At 34.5% G+C, this 22,993-nt stretch carries 24 protein-coding genes, 2 pseudogenes and 1 riboswitch; of the genes and pseudogenes, 22 read left to right on the top strand and 4 right to left on the bottom strand.

The genetic code is table 11. The annotated features are described in order from the left end of the window. The first annotated feature begins 8 nt into the window (after positions 1-8). The 7 genes and pseudogenes from ACZ5N4_RS15550 (at position 9) to ACZ5N4_RS15520 (ending at position 5,182) form a co-directional block, all read left to right on the top strand. Positions 9-773, top strand: a complete 765-nt coding sequence (locus ACZ5N4_RS15550) for an ABC transporter permease (protein ID WP_464203420.1) — start codon at positions 9-11, stop codon at positions 771-773. A gap of 134 nt (positions 774-907) precedes the next feature. After that, a pseudogene (locus ACZ5N4_RS15545) lies at positions 908-1,111 on the top strand (GntR family transcriptional regulator); the annotation flags it as partial. A 172-nt stretch (positions 1,112-1,283) separates the two neighbouring features. Continuing rightward, positions 1,284-1,370: riboswitch (cyclic di-GMP riboswitch) on the top strand. A gap of 124 nt (positions 1,371-1,494) precedes the next feature. Continuing rightward, a complete protein-coding gene (locus tag ACZ5N4_RS15540) occupies positions 1,495-1,806 on the top strand; it encodes a hypothetical protein (RefSeq protein WP_464203419.1) in 312 nt (103 codons plus the stop codon). Positions 1,807-1,937: 131 nt separating this feature from the next. Next, the gene (locus ACZ5N4_RS15535) at positions 1,938-2,408 is read left to right on the top strand and encodes an RNA polymerase sigma factor (protein ID WP_464203418.1); all 471 of its coding nucleotides are present in this window, start codon (positions 1,938-1,940) and stop codon (positions 2,406-2,408) included. Continuing rightward, positions 2,405-2,632 (top strand): helix-turn-helix domain-containing protein, encoded by a 228-nt coding sequence (locus ACZ5N4_RS15530; protein WP_464203417.1) that lies wholly within the window; start codon positions 2,405-2,407, stop codon positions 2,630-2,632. The genes ACZ5N4_RS15535 and ACZ5N4_RS15530 overlap by 4 nt, the downstream gene beginning before the upstream one ends. 493 nt (positions 2,633-3,125) lie before the next feature. Then, complete coding sequence (locus tag ACZ5N4_RS15525; RefSeq protein WP_464203416.1) at positions 3,126-3,896, top strand: MerR family transcriptional regulator; 771 nt, start codon at positions 3,126-3,128, stop codon at positions 3,894-3,896. A 95-nt stretch (positions 3,897-3,991) separates the two neighbouring features. Then, the gene (locus tag ACZ5N4_RS15520; RefSeq protein ID WP_464203415.1) at positions 3,992-5,182 is read left to right on the top strand and encodes a M28 family metallopeptidase; all 1,191 of its coding nucleotides are present in this window, start codon (positions 3,992-3,994) and stop codon (positions 5,180-5,182) included. A 516-nt stretch (positions 5,183-5,698) separates the two neighbouring features. Here the strand turns inward: ACZ5N4_RS15520 and ACZ5N4_RS15515 are convergent. After that, complete coding sequence (locus ACZ5N4_RS15515; RefSeq protein ID WP_464203413.1) at positions 5,699-5,845, bottom strand: integrase; 147 nt, start codon at positions 5,843-5,845, stop codon at positions 5,699-5,701. A 195-nt stretch (positions 5,846-6,040) separates the two neighbouring features. On the opposite strand from ACZ5N4_RS15515, the gene ACZ5N4_RS15510 reads away from it, so the two are divergent. From ACZ5N4_RS15510 to ACZ5N4_RS15465, 10 genes are all read left to right on the top strand, one after another. Then, on the top strand, positions 6,041-6,364 hold the full coding sequence (locus ACZ5N4_RS15510; protein WP_464203411.1) for a PadR family transcriptional regulator: 324 nt from the start codon (positions 6,041-6,043) through the stop codon (positions 6,362-6,364). Continuing rightward, positions 6,364-6,711: a DUF1048 domain-containing protein gene (locus ACZ5N4_RS15505; protein ID WP_464203410.1), complete on the top strand. Its 348-nt coding sequence runs from the start codon at positions 6,364-6,366 to the stop codon at positions 6,709-6,711. Before ACZ5N4_RS15510 ends, ACZ5N4_RS15505 begins: the two co-directional genes overlap by 1 nt. 9 nt (positions 6,712-6,720) lie before the next feature. Continuing rightward, the gene (locus ACZ5N4_RS15500) at positions 6,721-7,071 is read left to right on the top strand and encodes a DUF1048 domain-containing protein (protein ID WP_464203409.1); all 351 of its coding nucleotides are present in this window, start codon (positions 6,721-6,723) and stop codon (positions 7,069-7,071) included. 39 nt (positions 7,072-7,110) lie between these two features. Then, on the top strand, positions 7,111-7,299 hold the full coding sequence (locus ACZ5N4_RS15495; protein ID WP_464203408.1) for a cysteine-rich KTR domain-containing protein: 189 nt from the start codon (positions 7,111-7,113) through the stop codon (positions 7,297-7,299). Positions 7,300-7,414: 115 nt separating this feature from the next. Beyond that, positions 7,415-8,176 carry an ABC transporter ATP-binding protein gene (locus tag ACZ5N4_RS15490; protein ID WP_464203407.1) on the top strand — a complete coding sequence of 254 codons (762 nt, stop codon included), beginning with the start codon at positions 7,415-7,417 and terminating at the stop codon, positions 8,174-8,176. Next, the gene (locus ACZ5N4_RS15485; protein WP_464203406.1) at positions 8,177-8,941 is read left to right on the top strand and encodes an ABC transporter permease; all 765 of its coding nucleotides are present in this window, start codon (positions 8,177-8,179) and stop codon (positions 8,939-8,941) included. Between the two features lie 602 nt (positions 8,942-9,543). Next, positions 9,544-10,392: a sialate O-acetylesterase gene (locus ACZ5N4_RS15480; protein WP_464203405.1), complete on the top strand. Its 849-nt coding sequence runs from the start codon at positions 9,544-9,546 to the stop codon at positions 10,390-10,392. Positions 10,393-10,455: 63 nt separating this feature from the next. Next, positions 10,456-10,977 (top strand): PadR family transcriptional regulator, encoded by a 522-nt coding sequence (locus ACZ5N4_RS15475; RefSeq protein WP_464203404.1) that lies wholly within the window; start codon positions 10,456-10,458, stop codon positions 10,975-10,977. Between the two features lie 745 nt (positions 10,978-11,722). Continuing rightward, entirely contained in the window at positions 11,723-11,911 is a 189-nt protein-coding gene (locus tag ACZ5N4_RS15470) for a hypothetical protein (RefSeq protein WP_464211083.1), read from the top strand. A 162-nt stretch (positions 11,912-12,073) separates the two neighbouring features. Beyond that, positions 12,074-13,108 (top strand): Cfr family 23S rRNA (adenine(2503)-C(8))-methyltransferase, encoded by a 1,035-nt coding sequence (locus ACZ5N4_RS15465; protein WP_464203403.1) that lies wholly within the window; start codon positions 12,074-12,076, stop codon positions 13,106-13,108. Between the two features lie 277 nt (positions 13,109-13,385). Here the strand turns inward: ACZ5N4_RS15465 and ACZ5N4_RS15460 are convergent, their stop codons facing one another. After that, positions 13,386-14,141, bottom strand: coding sequence for an AIM24 family protein (locus ACZ5N4_RS15460; protein ID WP_464203402.1), 756 nt, complete (start codon positions 14,139-14,141; stop codon positions 13,386-13,388). Between the two features lie 364 nt (positions 14,142-14,505). Between ACZ5N4_RS15460 and ACZ5N4_RS15455 the strand changes: the two genes are divergently transcribed. Next, positions 14,506-15,789: a DUF4026 domain-containing protein gene (locus ACZ5N4_RS15455; protein WP_464203401.1), complete on the top strand. Its 1,284-nt coding sequence runs from the start codon at positions 14,506-14,508 to the stop codon at positions 15,787-15,789. 178 nt (positions 15,790-15,967) lie between these two features. Beyond that, positions 15,968-16,165: pseudogene (locus ACZ5N4_RS15450) on the top strand (radical SAM protein); the annotation flags it as partial. A 383-nt stretch (positions 16,166-16,548) separates the two neighbouring features. Here the strand turns inward: ACZ5N4_RS15450 and ACZ5N4_RS15445 are convergent. Together ACZ5N4_RS15445 and ACZ5N4_RS15440 are read right to left on the bottom strand one after the other, a co-directional pair. After that, positions 16,549-17,289: an SDR family oxidoreductase gene (locus tag ACZ5N4_RS15445; RefSeq protein WP_464203400.1), complete on the bottom strand. Its 741-nt coding sequence runs from the start codon at positions 17,287-17,289 to the stop codon at positions 16,549-16,551. A gap of 14 nt (positions 17,290-17,303) precedes the next feature. Then, positions 17,304-17,468, bottom strand: a complete 165-nt coding sequence (locus tag ACZ5N4_RS15440; RefSeq protein ID WP_464203399.1) for a hypothetical protein — start codon at positions 17,466-17,468, stop codon at positions 17,304-17,306. A 160-nt stretch (positions 17,469-17,628) separates the two neighbouring features. Here ACZ5N4_RS15440 and ACZ5N4_RS15435 point away from each other — a divergent pair, with 160 nt between their 5' ends. From ACZ5N4_RS15435 to ppsA, 3 genes are all read left to right on the top strand, one after another. Next, the gene (locus ACZ5N4_RS15435; RefSeq protein ID WP_464203398.1) at positions 17,629-18,564 is read left to right on the top strand and encodes an AraC family transcriptional regulator; all 936 of its coding nucleotides are present in this window, start codon (positions 17,629-17,631) and stop codon (positions 18,562-18,564) included. Between the two features lie 303 nt (positions 18,565-18,867). Beyond that, positions 18,868-19,992: a radical SAM protein gene (locus ACZ5N4_RS15430; protein WP_464203397.1), complete on the top strand. Its 1,125-nt coding sequence runs from the start codon at positions 18,868-18,870 to the stop codon at positions 19,990-19,992. A 361-nt stretch (positions 19,993-20,353) separates the two neighbouring features. Then, positions 20,354-22,966 (top strand): phosphoenolpyruvate synthase, encoded by a 2,613-nt coding sequence (ppsA, locus tag ACZ5N4_RS15425; protein WP_464203396.1) that lies wholly within the window; start codon positions 20,354-20,356, stop codon positions 22,964-22,966. Positions 22,967-22,993 lie beyond the last annotated feature (27 nt).

Raw genomic sequence — 22,993 nt, 5'->3', positions numbered from 1 at the left:
AGGAAACTATGATTAATATAATTATTACAGAATTTCAAAAGCTTAAGCGCTACAGCATTCTTTGGGTCGGCATTGTAGCCGTGTTGTTTTCAGCACTTTTAGCCGCTTTCCAGCAGAACAGTGGTAATGAAATAATGCAGTATGAAAGTTATACAAACAGCGTCATATGGAATAACTTCAGCATGGCTTTTCCGTTTATGATTGTTCTGATCGGAGGCTATATCATAAACCGTGAGTATGTGGATCATACATTGAAAAATATGTTGACTGTACCGATTCCATTTCGTAAATTATTGGCGGGAAAAGTGATTACAGTTGGGCTTGTTACTGCATTGTACGGTTTTTTTAGCTTTCTATGTACATTTGTCTTAGGTGCGCTGTTCTGCCATGGAGATATGTCTCCGGTTCTTATAATGAAATCGTTCTTTCAACTCATTGGATTAGGACTTTGCTGTTATCTGGCTGTGTTGCCTATCATCATTTTTTTTAGTAGAAAACAAAACGGCTTTCTTGCCGGGACTGGATTAGCATTTGTTTACGGTTTCTGTGGCATTTTTATAGCAGGCAGAGCATTGACTGATTACTATCCTATTACCGCTGGCCTTGGAATTATCAAGTTTACGGGAGACGGTACACTCACGTTTAATCTTTCTGTAGAAATCGGTGTCCTACTCATTATGGTAGCACTATCAATCGTTATGTTGCTTTGTATGAAAGGCTTCGAGGATAAAACTACGGTAGCGAAAAATGCAGGAAAAAAACACAGGAAGTAATCATAAGAAGGATGATATACATTACATGGCTGTACTCCTAATCATAACTTTCACCGAGCGTATGTGTGGGCTGGCGGATCAAGTCATAAATCTGGATACAGGCCAAAGGATGATACAGGAGGACGGACAGTGGAATGAACATCAACAGTGAGATACCCATTTATTTGCAATTACATAATCACTTTCAAAATATGATTTTATCTGGTGAACTGGCACCAGGTATGCCAATTCCTTCAGTACGAAAAATAGCGTCCGAAGTTCACGTAAACGCGAACACAGTACAGCATGCCATGATTTCTTTGGTGCATGAAGGCTTGGTGGAAAGCCACAAAGGAAAAGGTTATTTAGTGATTAAAGATCAACAAAAGATTATGTGCAGACGTCAGGAACTGGTTCGGCTTACAATACAGCGCTTTCTACATGAAATGAAAGCACTTGGATATGACAAAAATCAGATTATCGAGGCGCTATTTCTATATCCTCATCAAGATTTTGAAAATAAAATAGAATTTAGTCAAAGGGCAAACTTGCCGAAAGACAAGGACGCAAAGCCGAGGATCTAAGGTGTCAAAGCACGATGATAGTCTAGCTACTGTAAAGAATTACGTATAAAACCTGCCCTTTACGGCAGGTTTTCCTTTTGCTCATTTAGTGAGAATATATTTAGAAGAAACCTTTATAGACGAAAGTCAAAATGAACTACTCGCCAAATAAAAAAAACATGAGTTTGGCGGGTATTTTTATGCGTGTATATAACTGCCAGCAGTTAAGGGAGGAACCGTTACCTTGCTGTAACGGTTTGGCTTATACAGAGAATAAACAGGGGGTTATCTATTTAGGTTTATGGCAGTTACAAGGGGGCAAGCCCATGAATAGTATGATTGGTCAGTTAAATCCAATTTCTAATAATGTAAAAAAAGTATTCCTTTATTATAGGAAAAAGCAAACATTTATATGTTTTTTAATAATACATAAGAAAAATGAAAAAGGCACACATGCAGATAAAAACAGTCTGTTTGTGTGCCTTTTTTGATTCTCAAAAATATCTCAAAATATTTTCTGAAAAACGCAACAAATATCACCTCTCCGGTGAGAGTCAGTGCGAAAGGGGGCAAGAGAAACCGAAGTTTCTCTCCCTGCTGGCTGGAAAGGGGGTGATATTCTATGAAGCCATCTTCTTTCAATTCCATTCCGGTAAAGGAGCTGACAGAACAGGCCAACCGTGATTTCCAGACAACTATTCAGTACCAATTTGATTGTTTGGCAAGAAAGGTCATGATTCGCACACAAAGTAACTGCCGCCGTTCTTCCGGAAGAAAATTTCGTAAAGAATGCCCGTTTTCCGAACTGCCGAAAAAGGAACTGAACCATCTGCAAACTTTAGATACCTACCATCTGGACGGTAAGTATTATCTGATTCTGAAATTCCATGTGGAGGTCGGGAATGAAGCGGTTGCAAATGCTTTGGACAGCCTACCGGAAGAAAAACGGAACATTCTTCTGATGTTCTACTTTCTAGAAATGTCTGACGCTGAAATAGCATTGGAACTTGGAAAAAACCGTAGCACTATTTACCGCAGCCGTATCAGTGCTTTGGCAACATTAAAAAGGCGATTGGAGGGTGAAGACCTGTGAAGAAACAAAAAAATCTCCTGCCATATACCACAATTAAAGCAGCTACAGAAGGTGACGCTATGGCGATGCAAAAGATTTTGAAACATTACGAGGGTTACATAGCAAAGTTGTCTACAAAGATTCTTTCAGATGAATACGGGAAGAAATACTACGTTGTGGATAAGGACAGGCAGGAACATCTTACAACAGCATTGTTACAAATGATACTGGATTTTGAGATTTAAGGGAAAAGGGCATGTGATTTTCTCATGCGCTCATTTCTTTTAAACTATTGCCAATCTATCAAAGCATACTGTCATACAGTGTGTTTTGACAGGCTGACAAGCCGTTGTTCCTTGAAAACTGAATAAAGCGGAATACATGCGGAGACTATTGTGTTGATACAAAGAAGTAATACGTAGAAGTCCTTTGTTTTAGGTACTTCTGCAAGTATATCATCTTCACAGGAGAGGAAGATAAAATCAGAAACATTTTTTGAACTAACAAATCCAGTACATAACGGGAATGGAAATCAAGTGTTGCTGTCTGTTTCAGTGAAGTATCTTGACAATAGGACTAAATCCGTGAAGATTTAACAATTCATATTGACTTTAGAAAAAAAGAAAATTTGACTATCACAAAATAAATGGATTTAAAATTTTTCGCTTGTTTATTTAGTATAAATATTTAAATTATGCTATTATATAATAAAAAAATCATTATGGAGCTGGTGAAAATATGATAAGAAGCAACGAATTCTTTAGTACATCACAATTAGCTGAGATGTTTGATTTACATCCTAATACAATAAGATTATATGAGCATTTAGGTTATATTTCACCAGCTCAGAGAAAAAATAATAATTATCGCTCTTTCACTAAACTTCATGTTTTACAGGTTAAGATATGTAGATGTATATATGGTTATCCATTTTTTAATAAACGAATTAGAGATACCGGAAACAAAATAATGTGGGCGTCTGGGAAACGGCAATGGGATAAAGGAGAGTATTATACAAAAGAATATATAGAGTTAATAAAACATGAAATTGAAATTGCAAATAATACAGCTGCTATGCTGAAAGTTTGGACAATTAAAAAATTTAATAATCAAAACTTTCTTGATGAGAATTCTTTTTCACGAAGACAAGTTGCAGAATTGTTTAGAATTACTGTTGAGACTGTAAGAAATTGGGAAAGAAACGACTTAATTCATTCTGATGATACAGGTAAATTTGGTGAAAAACTGTATTCACAGGCTATGTTTAAAAGAATACAAGTTATATATATGTTAAGACAAGCGGGTTATAGTGTAGTTGCAATTCATAATAGTTTGAAAACGTTAGATACAGGAGATTTAGATATGATTATTACGGCATTGGATACACCTCCTACAGAAAATGATATTATTTCAGTAGGCGATAGATGGATATATGAATTAAAAAAATTATATAATGCAGCACAGAATATTCCTATTATTTTTGAGCAAATATCTCTACTAAAAGATTAACCTTACATTTGTACACCACCCTTTTATTCAATGCTATACTTTGAATAAAAGGGTGGTATATTTTTTACCCAATAAAATACTAGGAGGAAAATTTTATGATTAGTAATTTAGATTTTTTGCAAAGAGTTTCAATAGAACGTCCAGTTGGCACAAAAAAAAATGATATGCTTTTAAACTATATTGAAGAATTATTTATAAATGAAGGTTATAGTATCGCTTCTTTACCATTTGATTGCAGCGTTTGGGAATATGAAGAATCTGTAATAAAAATCGGAGCAGTTAAATTAAGTATTTATGCTAGTCCATTCTCAAAATACTTTAATGGAAATGGTAAGGTGCTTTTTATAAATTCTATAGCAGAACTAAGAGAGAAGCAGTTAAAAGATAAAGTTTTAATTATATATGGTAGTTTAGCTCAAAGTGCTTTACAACCGAAAGATTTTCCTTTTTATTATCCAGATGAACACAAGGAAATTATTACTTTATTAGAAAATAAAAAACCAAAAGTTATAGTTTCTTTAACTGGAAAAAATCAGTTAAATGGAATGAATCCGTTTCCAATGTTTGAAGATGGAAATTTTTTAATTCCTACTGCTTATGCAAGTGACAACTTATTACCACGAATTTTAAGGCTTATTGATAACGAATCCACTATACAGTTAGAAATCAATTCTAAAAATAGACATAGTAAAAGTAAACAGTTAGTTGCTTCTAAAAAGGCTAAAAAAAGTCTTGAAAAAATTGTAATATGTGCACATATGGACACTAAATATAACACTATCGGAGCACTTGATAATGCTACTGGCGTTGCTGTTTTGATGAAGTTAATGGAAAGTTTAAAATCTATAGAAACAACATTTGATATAGATTTTGTTCCATTTAATAGCGAAGAATATTTTGGTGTTAATGGACAGTTAAAATATTTCGAATATATCATTCAGCAAAAATCTGAAATTAAATTAGTAATAAATATCGATTCACCTTGTCACCGAAATTCTAAAACAGCAATTTCATATTATAACCTTGAAAAAGACATGATGTCTATATTAGATAATATAATTCAAAATCATAAGAATATAGAAAAAGGTGATGAATGGTTTGCAGGTGACCACTGTGCATTTGTTTTTAATAGGATACCTTGTTTAGCTGTTACATCATCTGATTTTTATAATGGTGCTTTAGAATATACGCATACACCATTGGACACTTTGGATACCATTGATTCTGAATTAATATTGCCTACTGTTTCAGTTTTATTAGAAATCATTAAAAAGTTTAAATGTTAGCAATCACATTAAATGTTCAATATATGATATGCAGATACTGACAAAATAAATGGCGTGTAGTAAAAGCAATACAAAACATTCTGCCAGACGGCAAATAAAAAAAAACCATTCTCTGGTGGACACTTTTATTGCGCCAATATCAACGCACGTGGAGACGGTAGTAAGGATAGAGAGAAAATAGGCTGGTATCAAAGGCTTTGAAGGTTTTTTATAAAATTTGATAGTGTGTTTTATGTTCCCTCAGACTGATTTAGTTTGGGGGAACTTTTATTTAGGGGGGCTGACTTTTACGCAGAACTAAGAATATTTGCGTTAAGGTATAGGTTATGCGTATTTGTTTGTGTTGATAGAGGAAAACGACCCTCTTATATAGAATTTGAATACAGTCAAACGTTAAATATAGAGATAGAGTGAGTTAAATGCCAAATATCTAGTGGTTGGGATTCTTCTTTTTCTGTTTTCAAGGCACCCTATGCTATAACTAAACAGCGTAGAGTGCTTTATTTGTTTTTAGCTCTATTCACTTATATCTATGGTAAGACCAGATTTAAATTCTACAATAAATTTATCATGAAATACTATCATTTTTTCAATCAACCGCCTTACCATTTGCTCGTCATATTTAGTGATGGCAGTGGGCTTATCAAGTAAAAAGGCACTCATATTTGAGCTTAGCTTCTACGGGTACTATTATAAAGTGATTGTTATCATCCTTAGTATTATTTTAAATCTCGCTGGTAAAAATAAACGCAAAAAAATAAACATATCATATTGACATAACCACTACTGCGTGATACTATATAGTAGTAGTAAGTAATACTGAATACAAGTCATACAGAATAGCAAGGAGGGGTTACGTTGGAGAACCTTACAGAAATACTCAAAGGAGTGCTGGAAGGCTGTGTTCTTGAAATCATCAGCCACGAGGAAATCTACGGTTACGAGATCACGCGGCGGCTGAACGCCCTCGGATTTTCGGACGTTGTGGACGGGACAGTATATACCATCTTGGTGCGGCTTGAGAAAAACAAGTTGGTGGAAACTACGAAAAAGCCGTCAGATATGGGACCGCCAAGAAAGTTTTTCACACTCAATGATGCGGGACGCGAGGAACTACGAAAGTTTTGGGAAAAATGGGAGTTCGTATCATCAAAAATTAATGAGTTAAAGGAGAAGAAATAATGAATTTTTGGGAAAGAATTACAGGGAGCGACATGACTAAAGAATTGAAAACTTTTGAATCGCGAGCCAAAAATCTGCCAGCTGATTATCAAGAGGCATGGGAAAAAATTAAAGCTAATCTTTGGCCGCATTCAGATTTCACCGGTCGCAACCTCATGCCAATTCTTGACGGTGTGCTTGGCATGCTCGAAGAAACGGCGGCGGACGGTCAGAGTGTCCAAGAGGTTTTGGGTGACGATATCAAAGGTTTCTGTTCAGCGCTGGTCGGCGAAGAAGGGGCAAAGTCTTATCGTGACAAGTGGCGCGAGCAACTCAACAATAATATCGCTAAAAAATTAGGTAAATAGGAGGATAAAATGAGAATACAAGATATCATCGAAGGCAAAAAAGAGTGGAGGGCGCACGTGGCGCGTGTCAAAGCGCTCCCGAAAGATTATCAGATTGTTTATAAAGAGATTCAAAAATATCTCTTTAAGGTCGGCCCTGTTGAGCTAACCGACGGGACTGGTTTGTTCTCGGGGATTATCGATCTTTTTGAAGAAGGTGCGGCCTTGGGGAAAGGCGTGCTCGAAGTGACGGGCAGTGACGTAGCGTCTTTCTGCGACGATCTAATCAAAGATTCAAAAACTTACGCTGACATCTATCAAGAATCTGTTGACCAAGAAGTTAACAAGGCCATGAAAAAGGTTACGAATAAAACAAAGTAAATAGTGGTCAACAAAAACATCAAGTAAGGGGATGGTAGAGTGTGTAAATACGAGTGGATATTATGCCCGTTCTGTGGCAACAAAACACGGGTCAAGATAGGTGTTGATACGGTGCTTGAAAACTTCCCGCTATTTTGTCCCAAGTGTAAACAGGAAACGATAATCAATGTAAAACAACTGAATATATCAGTTATCAAAGAGCCAGACGCTAAGACGCAGAGCCGATAACCGTGAATGAAATCACAGTTATCGGCTCTTTCTTTATGATAACTGCTCAAGCTGCATTGAGAGAATTAGGCGCAGATTTGAGTAAGGTTACTATATTGTAGAGGAGGAAAAGAAAATGAAAAAAAATATCATACAAGTTAAAGGGGTAAAGAAATCTTACAAAGATGTAGAAGTACTCAGAGGAGTAGATTTTGAAGTAGAGCAAGGAGGTATCTTTGCATTACTAGGTTCCAATGGAGCAGGAAAAACAACGATGATTAGAATCATGGCTACTTTACTTAAAGCAGATGCTGGAAGTGTTGTAATTAATGGTTTTGATATTGAAAAAAATCCAGGGGACATTAGAGGTTCTATCAGTCTTACTGGTCAATTTGCTGCTATTGATGAAATTTTGACTGGACGTGAAAATCTTCAAATGATAGCAAAGCTCAGACATCTTAAAAATCCAAATCAAGTAGCAGATGAGTTAATTAATCGTTTTGGTATGTCAGAGGCGGCAGACCGCAGAGTGGGTACCTACTCTGGAGGTATGAAAAGAAGAATTGATATCGCAATGAGTCTTGCGGGAAATCCGAAGATTATCTTCCTAGATGAGCCAACGACAGGTCTTGATCCAGAAGCACGTTTAGAAGTTTGGAAGATTGTAAAAGAGTTATCAGCTGCAGGAACTACAGTATTCTTAACGACTCAATATTTAGATGAAGCAGAACAACTTGCAGATAAAATTGCTATTCTTCATGGAGGAAAGATCATTGCTTTAGATACGCTAGAAGGATTGAAAAAATTATTCCCACCTACAAAAGTTGAATATGTTGAAAAACAACCTACATTAGAAGAAATATTCCTAACAATCATTGGTAAAAAGGGGGAGAAATAAATGGAATCTACAAATAAATATTTTTTCAAAGATATAAGTGTTATGTTTGGACGTTCTATGCGTCATATTTTTAGAAGTATGGATACAATTATTACAGTTAGTATCACACCAATTGCGATTATGTTATTATTCGTTTATGTATTTGGTGGTGCAATCAAAACAGGTACAGAAAATTATATTGATTATCTATTACCAGGTATAATGTTAATGACTATTGGTAGTGGGATTGCATATGTAGCTTACCGTTTGTTTACAGATAAAAAACGTGGTATCTTTGAACGTTTTCACTCTATGCCTATCGCTCGTTCTACAGTATTATGGGGACATGTATTAACCTCATTAATTTCTAATGGAATTTCTGTAGTAGTGATTATACTTGTTGCATTATTAATGGGCTTCCGTTCTTCAGCAGGAATATTAGAATGGTTAGCGGTGTTTGGAATTCTAGGGATCTTTACACTTGCTTTGACTTGGATTGCTGTAATTACGGGACTTGCTGCTAAAACACCAGATGGTGCAGGCGCATTCTCTTACCCAATCATCTTCTTACCATTTATCAGTTCTGCCTTTGTACCAACAGACACTATGCCTTCAGCAGTACGTGCCTTTGCAGAAAATCAACCTGTAACGCCTATCGTAGAGGCTATTCGTAATTTGTTGGCAAACCAACCAGTAGGAAATGATATCTGGGTTGCCCTTGCTTGGTGTATAGCAATAATAGTTGTTGCTTATATCTTTGCAATGAGGATCTATAAAAAATTATAACCTATCTTTATATAAGTACATCTAATTTAGAAATTTAAAGAGCTCGTAATATTATCAGATGTTAATCCATTTGTAATTACTTACTCATAGGGATAGATTTTGCTAAAAGGTCATTATATCAATAACCTTTTACGTAATTGTGTAGATATTATGCTATCACGCATGTAGAGAGTGTGGCATTGATAGAGAAGAAATAGGGCGATAGCAAAGGGTTAGAGAAATCTTACCCTTTTTTTAATATGTGTTTTTATGATTCCTCAGACTAAAAGTTTGGGGAATTTACAACCTTGGGTGCATAAATACGCAAAAATAGTGGGCATTAGGTGAGTGTATAAGTTTTTTGCGTAAGAGGATAAATGCCAAGAAATAAGTTAAACTATAGGGGACTAAAAATTATGCAGAAATATATGGTTGACAATTAGTCTAATTAGACTATAATATTTAAGTGTCGTTAGTCTAATTAGACTAATGATAAATTTGGTAGTTTTTGATATCTAGTAAAATATATAGAAGCAATGAATTAAATAAGTAACTACTTAACATTTATTGAGAGCTGGAAGCATTTCTTTATAGATATTAAATAAAAAGAAAGGATGAAAAAAATGGTTAAATCATTTTTAATGTTAGGACAGTCAAATATGGCTGGGAGGGGATTTATTCATGAAGTACCCCCGATTTATAATGAAAGAATACAAATGTTGCGTAATGGTAGATGGCAAATGATGACTGAGCCAATCAATTATGACCGTCCAGTTTCGGGAATAAGTCTAGCGGGTTCATTTGCAGATGCATGGTGTCGTCAAAATGAAGAAGATATTATTGGCTTAATTCCTTGCGCAGAAGGTGGAAGTACACTGGATGAGTGGGCTGTAGACGAAGTGCTTTTTAAACATGCAATAACTGAAGCTAAATTTGCGATGAAAAGTAGTGAGTTAACAGGAATTCTATGGCATCAAGGAGAAAGTGATAGTGTTAATGGTAACTACAAAGTATATTATAAAAAGTTACTTTTAATTATTGAGGCTCTTAGAAAGGAGTTGAATGCTCCTGATATTCCAATTATTTTTGGTGGCTTAGGAGATTTTTTAGGGAAAGAAGGATTCGGAAAAAGCTGTACTGAATATAATTTCATTAATGAAGAGTTACAAAAATTTGCTTTTGAACAAGATAATTGTTACTTTGTCACAGCCTCAGGCTTAACATCTAATCCTGATGGTATTCATATCGATGCAATTTCTCAAAGAAAATTTGGTTTACGATATTTTGAAGCTTTTTCTAATAAGCAACATGTATTGAAGCCATTAATTAATGAAAATGAGTTGCTAAATTTAAATGATGCTAGAACACATACAAAAGCAGAACAGATATATATAAAAAGTATGGATTTTGCATTAGGAAAAATATCATATGATGAATTCCTATCTCAAGTTATGCAAATCAACAATGATTAAATTTTATAATTATAAAATGACTATTAATATAATTTTGATGAAGAACTTAAAGGAGGTGTCTTTTTGATACCATTACTAATTTTAGGTTTATTAAAACAAAACCCAGGTTCTTACGGATACGAATTATTAGCCTTAATGGAAGAGAGACACTATAAATATATAGTGAATTTCACTAAAGGGTCATTCTATTATAATCTTCAACAATTAGAAGAAAAGCAATATATTAAAAAAGTTGACCAATTAGACAATGCTAGAGAGACGCATAATTATATCATCACTGAACTAGGGGATAAAGAATTTGAAAAATTGATGTATAAGTATGGCTCTAAGACAGAGTATATAAATTTATCTTTTTATGCAGCAATGCTATTTGCTAATGAATATAAAAGCGAGGAACTAAAAAAGCTAATAGATATACAAATCGAACAAACTAATCAGAAAATTTCTTTAATAGAACAATCTCTTGAACGTAATGAAACTATCCCTACTTATTTTAGAAAAATGTTGGAAAATTCACTTTCTCATCATTTAGTAAATGTTCAATGGTTTGAAGGACTGTTAAAAGATCTAAGAAATGAAAATTAATTTAAGGGGGTATCTGTTATCTAGAAATCCATAAGGATAAGTTGAAGTGGGTATTGCGAATTAAATTATGAGATATAGAGTTTCTGTGTGAAACAACAAAGCCTAGAAAAATAGGCAATTTCAAAAATTATAGTTTATAAAACTTTTTGTATATTGGATATAACTCACGACCCCCGCTCTCTAAAAAGTCCCCCGGGGTATAAGTGTAATAATTATGCGTTTCAGTATCATTATTTTGCCTAGACACATGTAGAGTGTGTTGTGAAGATAGAGAAGAAATAGATTTTCTTGATTCGCTCTTTATTGACTTTTTCGACGTATAATAGTATAATGATAAAAAATTTGAAATTTGAGGTGAAAAAATGATTAATTTTTCTTGCTAATTTTTAAAGTACATTTAATACAAAGATAAACAGGTGTGTTCTGTTTGTTTTGTTGTACTTATGCAAGAAAGTTATTCTTTTTTCTCTTAATATATACACTTGTGCTATGCTATAATGATTAGCTTAACTACGTATATCTATGAGCTGTAAGAATAATTAATTCTTGCGGCTCTTACTTTTTTATAAATAATTCGAATAAGGAGGATAAACAATATTATGATAAATAAAGACACTTTGCTAACACATGATAATCTCCATATAGAGTCGGATACTGCAGACGACACTTATATGGAGTAATAACAAGGTCGCCTATTGTTCCGACTTTGTTATTTATACTATTAAATACAGAGGAGGACAAAAATATGTCTTTAATAAATGTAACAAACCTGACCTTCGCTTATAAAGGTAGCGATGAACCATTGAATTTTATTGATGTCATTTCTCGTATGCAGATTGAGAAATTGTTAATTGAACATGAACCTACAATTTTGTTTGTTGAGCATGATAGTGCGTTTTGCGAAAATGTTGCAACAAAAATAATAAAATTGTAAAGGTAGAAATGGCAATTAATATGTTTAATGGGAATATAAAAGTAACACACAATAGGCTCCATGCAAAGCCAGATGTTTTGGGCGACGCTTGCATGGAGTAGTATAAGTCGCTAATTATACTGGCTTTGCTTCTTAACTATTAGTAGTGAGGAGGAAGCCTACATGAAACAGACAAAAACAAAATATGGAAAAATAAAACAAATGGTATCAAATTTAAAATTACCTGATTATAGATATGAACAGCTTACAAAAGCTATTTTTCATCAAAGAATAGATAATTTTGATGATATGCATATACTACCAAAAGCGTTAAGGTTAGCTTTAGCAAATGAGTTTGGAAATAATGTATCTAGTGTAATACCTGTTTTTTCACAAGATTCTAAACAAGCTCAAAAATTGTTATTCGAATTGACTGATGGAGAAAGAATAGAAGCTGTTGGATTAAAGTATAAACAGGGGTGGGAATCGTTTTGTATTTCTTCCCAATGTGGTTGTGGCTTTGGATGTCGTTTTTGTGCAACGGGAAGTGCTGGATTTAAACGCAATCTTACTGCTGATGAGATAACTGACCAATTACTTTATTTCTATTTTAATGACCATAGATTGAATAGTATTTCATTTATGGGAATGGGTGAGGCTTTTGCAAATCCGGAGTTATTTGATGCAGTAAAAATTTTAACTGATCAAAATTTATTTGGGTTAAGTCAACGAAGAATTACTATTTCAACAATTGGCATTATACCAGGAATTCAAAGATTGACCAAAGAATTTCCACAAGTGAATCTGGCTTTTTCACTTCATTCACCATTTGAAAGCCAACGAAGCGATTTAATGCCTATAAATAAAAGATTTCCATTGAATGAGGTAATGAAGACATTAGATGAACATATCATTCATACGGGACGACGAGTGTTTATTGCTTATATTATGCTTGAAGGAATTAATGATTCGAAAGAACATGCAGAGGCAATTATAGGTTTATTGAAAAATCGTGGTTCATGGGAGCATTTATATCACATTGATTTGATACCTTATAATTCTACGGATAAAACAACTTTTAAATTTCAATCTTCAAGTGCTATCAAGCAATTTTGCAGTACACTAAAGAAAGCTGGTATTAGTGTAACTGTTAGAGCACAATTTGGTTCTGAAATTAGTGCTGCTTGCGGACAGTTGTGTTATGAAAATGAATTATGATGTTAGTTTAAAAATATCCATTTGAGTAAAGAAATAGTCTCATTTTAAAGATCTTGAAGATTTTTAATTAAATATTGAAGAGTGTTGTATGTCCCTCAGATTTTAGATTTGAGGGACTTTTTGGGTATGTAAGTTTTAGAATATAGCAATTCCAATAATTTATAGTCTATTACAAATTTAAGTATTTTCTTGATAAATATCATATCCCTAGATGCGAAAGATAATTAGTATCCTTGTTAACTAATATCTTTGCATCTAGAGAAATTACATATATAGCTTATTCAATAGGTGCCATAAGTATTCTTCCTGTTCCACGATACACATTAACTAACCCTTCGCCTGAAACCGCAGAACCAATTAGGCTTTTGCTGGATTTTTCAACTCTAAAATCTAGTGAATCAGACCATGCAATGGCATAGTTTCCATCAATTCTAACTTCATCATTTTCAAGTACAAATTCTATGAGTTCATCTCTTGGAACAGGGCTCTCTAGAACAGCAATTCCTGCACCTTTAAGGCATAAGTTGAATAAACCTTCTTTTCCCAGTACTGCTGAAGAAAGATTAGTTCTGGCTACTATTTTTTGTTGGACTTCTGATTCACAGGCAAGAAAAAGTCCATCATCTAGTACTATTCCTCCCCATTCTGAAACCTCCTCAAGTAAAATGTGTTTATATGTAGGTTCTAACATTAATAAACCAGTTCCTTGATATTTTGGCTTTATTGTAGATTCTTTTGTTACCTTAGAAGATAAAGCTTTACCAAATAAATCACCAAGTCCTTTAACATCTGCCGCCATATTAACAGCTCCTGAAGTCCACTGCATTGCTCCAGCACTAATTGTATAAGCATTACCTTTTAGTTCAATCAAAACCTGTTTTTTTCTAACGTTCATTTCTGAAGCAAAGTATGCAGCCACTGCATTTGTAGCATCTACACTTAAATCTTTCTTATATTCAAGAACTTTAACATCGCCTTTAGTTTCTACTATTTCTATATTTTTATTTTCATAGAGATTTTTACATATTACCATTTTAATTTTTCCCCCTCTTAATAAGTTATTACTAGTTTAGCTGTATTTTATATGATAGAGACAGAAGTGATTTTCTCTGTTTTAATAGGTATGCTTTTCATTATGTATATTATACCATTAAACATAAAATGTTGGTATCAAATTCGCTGCGCTCATTAGAACCCTCGGGGGACGTAAACAAATTATTAAATCAAATAAGTTAGGAAAAGTAGTAATAGGTAGTTCTTTAAGTATTAGATAAAGCATTAGCGTAAGTTAATGTTTTATCTAACAAGGTAAATAGAAAAAATAAACATAATATGATAATATATTTAAATAGATCTAGTAAATTCCAAAAACTATAATTATAAAAGGAGCAGTTAAAATGTTTAGCAGAAAGAAGAAAAGAGAACTTAAGAGTGGAAATATAGAAAAAGAAATATCATATATAATGGCAGTACCCAAAAATGTAGAGGAAATCAAAGATCCTAAGAATATTATTGATCGTTTAAAAGAAGCAACTTTATTTGATTTTAAGGGCGCTGAAATGAAAGAAAATATTGCTATAAAAGTTAGTTATAAGGGTAAAGATTATGAACTAGAATTAATTCCAGAAGACTTTGAGATATCTGAAATGTATACAATAAATCATAACTTTACAGAAGAAAATTACAATGCAATGCTTGAAGCAAAAGTAGGTATAACTACTGCAATGAAATTTGGTGAATCTGTAGTTGATTCTTATCATTTACAGCTTAAAGTATTATATACTTTACTGCCTGATATGGTTGGAATTGTAGATTTTTGTACAGAAAGAATTTTATCTAGTGTATGGGCAAAATTAGCAGCTGAGTCTGAAATACCACCATCACCTGATTATATTTATTGTGTACAAGCGGTAAGCGATGAAGATGGAAATGTGTGGCTTCATACCCATGGACTTAATCGTTGTGGATCAATTGAAGTTGAAATTTTACAATCAACTAGAGATACATATGAAAATCATTATTATGTTCTTCAAACCATCGCAAAAAGAGTAATTTCAGATGGTGTATTTGTTGATGAGGAAGAACCATTTTTGATAGGATATATGAATAATGGGCAACCTTTGGTAGGAACTTGGGTAAATTGGCCGATTGCTGTTACTTCATATAAAAATAATGATATTATGTGTGGAATTAAAGATAGAATACAAAGTCATAAATACAATACAGGTGTTGTATTTATATATTTATCTGAATCAGATTGTGATGAGAAAAAATATACTCATATATCAGCAGTAGATGATGATATTTCAAGTAATGCTTTATTGATGTTAACAATAGAAGAAACAGAACGTATGAGCAAACTTGCAAAAGAAAGAATTGAGTATTTTAAAGATGGAATAAAAAATACTGAAATTGAAATACATGGGCTTGCAAAAATGGGGTTGCTAGTTGATGATGAATATCAAAATGAAGAAAATAACAAAAAGGAACATATTTGGTTTGAAGTTCTTGAAATAAATGATCAAAAGATAAAGGGAATTTTAACTCAAGAACCATACTATATGAAAGGTTTAACAGTAAATACTGAAATGGAATTAAATTTAAAAGATTTAACCGACTGGATATTATATACACCAGATGGTCAAATTACTCCAGATAGTGTGTATTTACTAGAAAAATAAATTGTAATTACATAATAAGTATCCAGGTTTTCAAGAAATACAGTGGCGAAGCTGCAAAGGAAACACAGTTAGAACCTTGAGAAATCAGGGTTCTTTTTTAATGCAAAAAGTTATATGTTTCCAAAGACATAGTAAGGAAACAATGAAAGTGATATAATTAAGTGGAGTGAGTATGTCTTTTGAAGAATTTTTTAAGAAAAAGCAAGCAATCTTCGAGGCAAAACTCGATTTTATCAATTGTGCTGAATTACATTTAAATGAGAGTAACATAGACAATTATTATGGGGAAAACATGTATATTTCTAAACATGGCTATATATCTCCGATTTGGAGTAGGGAATTAACTCTGAAATTCATGAAAATAGCTGCTGACCAGATTGTAATTGAAGGTGGAAAAACAGAATAAAAATATGTATTAAAATATAAAAATTTTGATATTGTAAAAGAAACTACTCTTCAGTAGATATGATAGATTCATTTCTGCTAAAGAGTAGTTTTTTATGACTATTCATCAAATGCTGTATTCAAACTTATTTTTTCCCATTTATCAATCTCAGAATTAAAGTTTTTAATTATTTCTCTAGTTCGCACTAAAGTAACGTTTATGCCTAAATGTTTAACCTCTTGAGATAGAGCTTGGGAAAGACTTTCTACGGCAGACTTTGCTGCTGCATAAAGTCTAGATACGCCGGTAATAAACCATACTCAAGAATAAGCAATACATTACTTAAAATTGTAAGGTCAATATTAGTTAAATTTTTAAACCATTCCTCCATTAGCATAAATGGTTTGCCCATTGATCCATCTAGCTGGCCCTGCTAGAAAGGAAATTACTTCAGCAATATCTTCCGGCTTTCCTAAACGTTCGATAGGGTTCATCTTAGCCATGTAGTCAATTGTCTCAGCATCCTTACCTTCTAAGAACAATTCTGTTGCTGTTGGTCCGGGAGCTACTGCATTTACTGTAATATCTCGGCCTCGGAGTTCTTTTGCAAGTACAAGACTGATTGCATCAACAGCCCCTTTGCTGGCAGCATAACCAGCATAAGTTGGCAATGAAAGCTTCTTTACTGAGGTTGAAAGATTAATAATAGCACCGCCAGATCTCACACGGCGAGCTGCCTGTTGGTTAACAACGAATGTGCCGCGAATATTTGTACGGTGCATTCGGTCAAGTTTATCAAGATCGAAATTAGCAATCGTGTCAAGTATCATGAGGCCTGCCGAATTAACTACCACGTCAATACCGCCAAACTCCTTCTCTACCTTATCAAAAAGCTCACTAACTGCATTTTCATTGCTAACATCTGTCTTAACAGCAATAGCTTGTCCGCCTTTCTCTAGAATAGACTGTACAGTTTTATCAGCTTCAGCGGTATTGCTTGCGTAAGCTATAACTACTGTCTGTCCATCGGATGCGAGACGCTCTGCGATTGCACGCCCGATTCCTCTCGAGCCTCCGGTAACAATGGCAACTCTTTCTTTTTTAATTGTATTCATAATAAAATCCTCCTTTAATTTATGCGGCCCCAGTCCTCAAGATAAGCATCCTCAGTAAACAGACCAATAAATGCTTCTGAATCACTTGCGTTTGTGAAATCTATGAACTTTTGGATTGGCAAAGGGATTTGTGTACTGTTATTAATGTATTTCATGTTATCATCTTTACTAAAACTCAATTCAGACCCCTCCTTTCTACTTTCATTAAGTAACTTGTTTATGAGATAATTATATATATAGGATAAGTCAACCAGGTAGCCGATTCAGCTTTAATCATTGCCTAATCCTACAAAGTATAATATAATTTTTATACCAATTCATAGTGGAAAGGAGTTAAAAATGAATAAAGAATTACTGAATGACAAAATTACAATATATCAAAAAGAATTGGTTTCCTTGATTAATGGACTTGTTAATTTAGATGGAATACACGATACAGCTATACCTTCTTTGCGTTTGATTCGTGCATCCAATGTTTCTGAGCCTTTACATGCTATTTATGAACCGTCCTTATTGGTAATTGCACAGGGTGTAAAAATTGTAACACTGGCTGATGAAAATTATCAGTACGATCCAACATCATATCTGGTTACATCTGTTCACCTTCCAATTACCGGCCAAATCATTCAAGCTACTTCTAAGGAACCCTACTTATGTGTTCAAATAAGCTTTAGTACGGATCAAATACTTGATATTATTAAAGAGTCAAATGAGGCATGGGGCGGTAGGATGGATTCAGGACGTGGAATGGTTGTAAATAGAATAAATTCTGATTTGCTTAATGCTGTGTTGAGGCTTGTTCGTCTTTTAGATACACCTGCGGATATTCCGGTGCTTTCCCCTTTGATAATTCGCGAAATTCTTTATAGAATTTTGCAGGATAAACAAGGAAATCTCATTAAGCAATTTGCCATGATTGGTAGTCATGCAAATTCTATTGCAAAAGTTATTCAGATTATAAACAGTGATTTTTCAAAACCGCTGCGAATTGAAGATTTGGCAAAAAAAGTTAATATGAGTACTTCATCATTGCATAATCAGTTCAAAAAAGTAACAGCAATGAGTCCTTTGCAATATCAAAAGCTGATAAGATTACAAGAGGCGCGACGTTTGCTGTTTGCCGAGTCATATGAAGCTGCAAACGTTGGTTTTCAGGTCGGTTATGAAAGTCCATCTCAATTTAGCCGGGAATATTCACGCATGTTTGGATTGCCTCCTATAAGCGATATAAATCGCCTTCGAGATTCATTATCTTCAGACACTACTTTAAGTTAAGTGAAAAATATTTCAATATACATTTTCGCAAATCCAATACATAAACGCGTAATAGTATTACCATACTGCCAAAACGCACGTGGAGACAGTGGTAAATCTGCAAAGGAAACACAGTTAGAATCTTGAGAAATCAGGGTTCTTTTTTTATGCAAAAAGTTATATGTTTCCAAAGACATAGTAAGGAAACAATGAAAGTGATATAATAGTGGAGCGAGTATGTCTTTTGAAGAAGAATATGTGAAAAATCATAGCAAAAAGATTTGAATTGAATCTTTAGGAAGACTAATTAGAGGAGGATACATTATGAAAATTTCAAAGAAAGATGCGTTGATATGGTTTGATTTTTTTTCGCAAATGCCTGAAGATGAGGAAATTAGTCCAAAACATGAAGAAATCATTTACTCTACCTTTGCACAAATTGAGGCAGCGATCGAACATAGAAATGATACGTTAATGTCGAAAATTAAAGGTTTGAAAACTTTAGAGAATAGAACTTTTTTTGTGGGAAATGAAAGCAAATTCTCAAAAGGATGTCGCTCTTGTCTGTTGGGCACTGGTTTGGGTGCAATTAGGAAAACGAACAAATGTAACATAGAGTGTAAGTTCTGTTATAATTATGGACAACTAGAAAATATTCCACCAGTTGGCGAAGGTATGTGGGAAATTGGAGGCACTAAATTTTATGAGAAGGATATTGATTTACTTCTTTCCATCCACAAGAAACCCACTGGTGTTGCCTACGTTTATTTAGAGCCATTCATGGAAATTGAAAAATACTATTCGGTAATAAAGAAATTTAGTGATGCTCAAATTTATCAACATCTATATACAAATGGCATTTTAGCTACGGAAGAGACATTGAAAGCATTAGGTGAAGCCGGTCTTAATGAGATACGTTTCAACCTAGGTGCTTCTAACTGTTCAGACAAAGTTATTGAAAATATTAGAATAGCGAAAAAATATATTAAAAATGTAGGTATTGAAACTCCAATGACTCCTGAGTTTTTTGAAGCTTTTTTTAAGAAAAAGCAAGCAATCTTCGAGACAAAACTTGACTTTATCAATTGTGCTGAATTACATTTAAATGAGAATAACATAGACAATTATTATGGGGAAAACATGTATATTTCCAGACATGGCTATATATCTCCGATTTGGAGTAGGGAATTAACTCTGAAATTCATGAAAATAGCTGATGAAGAAAACTGGGATTTAGCAGTTCATGATTGCTCAAACTATACAAAATTTGCTAGAGATTTAAATTTAAGTAGCAAAGAGGGTAAGTGGTTCGGAGCCAGTAATTATGCCTGTGAGTTTTCTGGGATTCCATTCGAGATATTTTTTCCAATACTGAATGATGACAATTTCCAATTTTTAAGTGAAGAAGAATTACCTGACGGCTATAAACCAGAAGTGATAGAGTTTTAGGGTGACTTGTCGTTTTGTTTTTCCTTAAAAAAGCCAGAAAAAATAATTTTAGAACCTTGAGAAATCAGGGTTCTTTTTTTGTTTAAGAAAACCACAGGTTAGACGAGGAGTTCAGTAAAGCTTTAGCGATAAAATTAATTCTTACAAAAATTCAACTACTCTTCCACTTTTATTATATCATATGAAATTTTTAAATAATAGGCTTATAATTTGCGCTTATTGTGTGTATTATAGGAACAGACATCATTTCATAGAGAATTGCTTCACCTATACCTAGAAAAGGAGTTAAAGGTCTAAATGACCTTTAACGAGTAGGTTAAACTACGACCGGTTACGACTAAAAGGAGGAAGGAGAAAATGTATGAATTCATATGTGCTTAGTTTTCAGGAAATTGACAAAACAAAGCTTTCCATGGTCGGGGGTAAAGGCGCCAACCTAGGGGAACTATCTAGGCTTACGGGAATTTTAGTACCAGAAGGTTTTTGTGTAACTACAGAAGCATATAAAATGATAACTGAAAATAATCAGGAACTTAACGGTTTATTAGATGAAGTATCGCATCTTAGAGTAGAAGATAGGGAAAAAGTTAGTGAAGTTAGCAAGAAAGTTCGCATGGCCATCGAAAGAATATCTATTTCTAAGGATATAGCAGAAGAGATCGCTGGTTATCTCACAAAGTTTGGTGAAAAAGATGCCTATGCCGTGCGTTCCAGCGCAACTGCAGAGGATTTACCGACGGCCTCCTTTGCTGGCCAGCAGGATACGTATTTGAACATTATCGGAAGGGAGGCAATCCTAAAGCATATCAGTAAGTGCTGGGCATCGCTATTTACCGAGAGAGCGGTAATTTACCGCCTTCAAAATGGCTTTGATCACCGTAAAGTCCACCTGTCTGTGGTTGTTCAGAAGATGGTCTTCCCAGAGGTGGCAGGGATTTTGTTTACTGCTGATCCTGTAACTTCTAATAGAAAGGTGTTATCCATTGATGCCAGCTTCGGACTTGGTGAGGCCTTGGTCTCCGGCCTGGTTAATGCTGACAATTATAAAGTGCTAAGCGGCAAGGTTATCGATAAGAAGATATCTACCAAAAAGCTGGCTATTTATGCCTTAAAGAAAGGCGGTACGAAAGAACAGGAGATTGAGCCTGAGATGCAGAATAGGCAAGTGTTGACAGATGAGCAGATTTTGCAGCTTGAGTGCATGGGCAGAAAGCTCGAAGAACATTTCGACTGCCCTCAGGACATCGAATGGTGTTTGGCTCAAGATACATTTTATATTGTACAGAGTCGGCCAATCACTACTTTATACCCCATCCCTGAAGCGAAGGATGAAGAAAACCACGTCTATTTATCTGTGGGTCATCAACAAATGATGACAGACCCCTTGAAACCACTAGGAATGTCTTTAATGGAGTTAGTATCTTTTGGACACAGGTTTAAAGCTGGTGGAAGGTTGTTTGTTGATGTCACACCAATGCTGGCTTCACCTGACAGCAGAAAAATGTTATTAAATAACATGGGGCAACACGATCCTCTCATGAAAGACGCACTTATGACCATAATAGAGCGGGATTTCATAAAATCTTTACCAAATGATAAGAAAGAGCAGAGTGACGGTAATAGCAATAAAGTTAAGCCACCTGCGAATCCTCAAGCACAAATCGAAAACAATCCGTCAATTGTTTCTGATTTGATTAAACGCAGCCAAAGATCTATAGAGGAGTTAAAACAAAACATCCAAGGTAAATCAGGAACAGATTTAATAGATTTTATACTAGAAGATATCCAGGAGCTAAAGAGGATCTTATTTGACCCGCAAAGTTCAGCTGTATTTATGGCTGCTATAAATGCTTCACACTGGATCAATGAAAAAATGATGGAGTGGTTAGGTGAAAAAAACGCAGCAGACACCCTTTCTCAATCTGTACCAAACAATATTACTTCGGAAATGGGACTGGCGCTATTGGATGTTGCAGATGTGATTCGTCCTTATCCAGAAATAATTGATTATTTACAACATGTAAAAGATGATAACTTTTTGGATGAACTGGTTAAATTTGATGGTGGACAGGAGACTAGGGACGCAATCTTGTCTTATCTCAACAAATACGGAATGCGATGCAGCGGAGAAATAGATATTACTAGACCCCGCTTCAGCGAAAAACCAACTACACTTGTACCCATGATTCTCAGTAACATCAAAAACTTTGAGCCTAATGCTGGCAATCGAAAATTTGAGCAAGGGCGACAGGAAGCTTTGAAAAAGGAACATGAGTTATTAGAACGATTGAAGCAATTACCGGATGGTGAAGAAAAAGTCAAAGAAACAAAAGGAATGATTGACCTAATCCGGAATTTCATCGGCTATCGCGAATATCCAAAATACGGCATGGTTAGTCGCTACTTTGTTTATAAGCAGGCTTTACTGAAAGAAGCCGAGCGACTCGTAAAAGCAAACGTTATTCATGAAAAAGAAGATATATATTACCTCACTTTTGAAGAACTTCGCGAAGTGGTAGGCACAAATAAACTGGATTATGATATCATCAGCAAAGGTCAAGAAGAGTACAAATTATATGAAAAACTAACTCCTCCACGTGTTATCACCTCTGACGGTGAAACACCCTCCGGTGAGTACAAACGAGAAAATCTCCCAGCGGGCGCTATTGCAGGTCTGCCTGTTTCTTCTGGAGTTATAGAGGGAAGAGCACGTGTCATCTTAAACATGGAAGATGCTGATCTAGAAGAAGGAGATATATTAGTCACATCCTTTACTGACCCTAGCTGGACACCACTGTTTGTATCCATAAAAGGCCTAGTCACAGAAGTTGGTGGACTGATGACCCATGGAGCAGTTATCGCACGTGAATATGGCTTACCAGCAGTTGTGGGAGTAGAAAATGCTACAAAACTGATAAAAGATGGGCAAAGAATTCGCGTGCATGGAACAGAAGGGTATGTAGAAATCCTATAATGGGGAAGATGTTGTCTTCTCCTTAGG

The organism is Clostridium nitrophenolicum (genome assembly GCF_055391695.1).
The sequence above is the reverse complement of the archived record's forward strand: the minus strand, read 5'-3'. Positions and strand labels throughout refer to the sequence as shown.

Excerpts from the sequence above, each read along its gene's own strand:
- ACZ5N4_RS15550 (WP_464203420.1), top strand. The coding sequence starts at position 9 with ATGATTAATATAATTATTACAGAATTTCAAAAGCTTAAGCGCTACAGC.
- ACZ5N4_RS15540 (WP_464203419.1), top strand. The coding sequence starts at position 1,495 with ATGAGTTTGGCGGGTATTTTTATGCGTGTATATAACTGCCAGCAGTTA.
- ACZ5N4_RS15535 (WP_464203418.1), top strand. The coding sequence starts at position 1,938 with ATGAAGCCATCTTCTTTCAATTCCATTCCGGTAAAGGAGCTGACAGAA.
- ACZ5N4_RS15525 (WP_464203416.1), top strand. The coding sequence starts at position 3,126 with ATGATAAGAAGCAACGAATTCTTTAGTACATCACAATTAGCTGAGATG.
- ACZ5N4_RS15520 (WP_464203415.1), top strand. The coding sequence starts at position 3,992 with ATGATTAGTAATTTAGATTTTTTGCAAAGAGTTTCAATAGAACGTCCA.
- ACZ5N4_RS15515 (WP_464203413.1), bottom strand. The coding sequence starts at position 5,845 with ATGAGTGCCTTTTTACTTGATAAGCCCACTGCCATCACTAAATATGAC.
- ACZ5N4_RS15505 (WP_464203410.1), top strand. The coding sequence starts at position 6,364 with ATGAATTTTTGGGAAAGAATTACAGGGAGCGACATGACTAAAGAATTG.
- ACZ5N4_RS15500 (WP_464203409.1), top strand. The coding sequence starts at position 6,721 with ATGAGAATACAAGATATCATCGAAGGCAAAAAAGAGTGGAGGGCGCAC.
- ACZ5N4_RS15490 (WP_464203407.1), top strand. The coding sequence starts at position 7,415 with ATGAAAAAAAATATCATACAAGTTAAAGGGGTAAAGAAATCTTACAAA.
- ACZ5N4_RS15485 (WP_464203406.1), top strand. The coding sequence starts at position 8,177 with ATGGAATCTACAAATAAATATTTTTTCAAAGATATAAGTGTTATGTTT.
- ACZ5N4_RS15480 (WP_464203405.1), top strand. The coding sequence starts at position 9,544 with ATGGTTAAATCATTTTTAATGTTAGGACAGTCAAATATGGCTGGGAGG.
- ACZ5N4_RS15470 (WP_464211083.1), top strand. The coding sequence starts at position 11,723 with ATGTCTTTAATAAATGTAACAAACCTGACCTTCGCTTATAAAGGTAGC.
- ACZ5N4_RS15465 (WP_464203403.1), top strand. The coding sequence starts at position 12,074 with ATGAAACAGACAAAAACAAAATATGGAAAAATAAAACAAATGGTATCA.
- ACZ5N4_RS15460 (WP_464203402.1), bottom strand. The coding sequence starts at position 14,141 with ATGGTAATATGTAAAAATCTCTATGAAAATAAAAATATAGAAATAGTA.
- ACZ5N4_RS15455 (WP_464203401.1), top strand. The coding sequence starts at position 14,506 with ATGTTTAGCAGAAAGAAGAAAAGAGAACTTAAGAGTGGAAATATAGAA.
- ACZ5N4_RS15445 (WP_464203400.1), bottom strand. The coding sequence starts at position 17,289 with ATGAATACAATTAAAAAAGAAAGAGTTGCCATTGTTACCGGAGGCTCG.
- ACZ5N4_RS15435 (WP_464203398.1), top strand. The coding sequence starts at position 17,629 with ATGAATAAAGAATTACTGAATGACAAAATTACAATATATCAAAAAGAA.
- ACZ5N4_RS15430 (WP_464203397.1), top strand. The coding sequence starts at position 18,868 with ATGAAAATTTCAAAGAAAGATGCGTTGATATGGTTTGATTTTTTTTCG.
- ppsA (WP_464203396.1), top strand. The coding sequence starts at position 20,354 with ATGAATTCATATGTGCTTAGTTTTCAGGAAATTGACAAAACAAAGCTT.